A 664-nucleotide genomic window follows, 5' to 3' on the forward strand; every position below is an offset into this window, starting at 1 on the left:
CGCCACGCGTTACGACAAAACGGCGAGAAATTACCTGGCGATGGTGAAACTGGGCTGCATCCGACTCTTTTATCAACGCTTACGTAATTAAGGGACACAGCCTAAATAGCTGCGCGGAATAGTAGATCCCTTTGAGGGAACTTAGCCCGGATTGTGCGATCTGATCAATCGCCAAATCAAAACAAATCACCAACCGGACTGAGCAATGCCGATCATAGCACCAATTTCCCGTGACGAACGACGCCTGATGCAGAAAGCCATCCATAAAACACACGATAAAAATTATGCCCGCAGACTGACTGCCATGCTGATGCTGCACCGGGGCGACCGTGTCAGCGACGTTGCCAGAACGCTCTGCTGCGCCCGTTCCTCTGTTGGACGCTGGATTAACTGGTTCACGCAGTCGGGTGTTGAGGGACTGAAATCATTACCTGCCGGGCGTGCCCGTCGCTGGCCGTTTGAGCATATCTGCACACTGTTACGTGAGCTGGTAAAACATTCTCCCGGCGACTTTGGCTACCAGCGTTCACGCTGGAGTACAGAACTGCTGGCAATAAAAATCAATGAGATAACCGGTTGCCAGTTAAATGCCGGAACCGTTCGCCGCTGGTTGCCGTCTGCGGGGATTGTGTGGCGAAGGGCTGCGCCAACTCTGCGTATCCGT

The 664-nt window shown here is 53.3% G+C and carries 2 pseudogenes; both read left to right on the forward strand.

Annotated elements, in window-relative coordinates:
* Positions 1-91, forward strand: a pseudogene (locus BHE85_RS17795) (IS5 family transposase); the annotation flags it as partial.
* A gap of 114 nt (positions 92-205) precedes the next feature.
* Positions 206-664: pseudogene (locus BHE85_RS17800) on the forward strand (IS630-like element IS630 family transposase); the annotation flags it as partial.

Origin of the sequence: Shigella sp. FC1567 (assembly GCF_001743015.1) — a bacterium.
In the GTDB taxonomy this organism is placed as follows: domain Bacteria; phylum Pseudomonadota; class Gammaproteobacteria; order Enterobacterales; family Enterobacteriaceae; genus Escherichia; species Escherichia coli.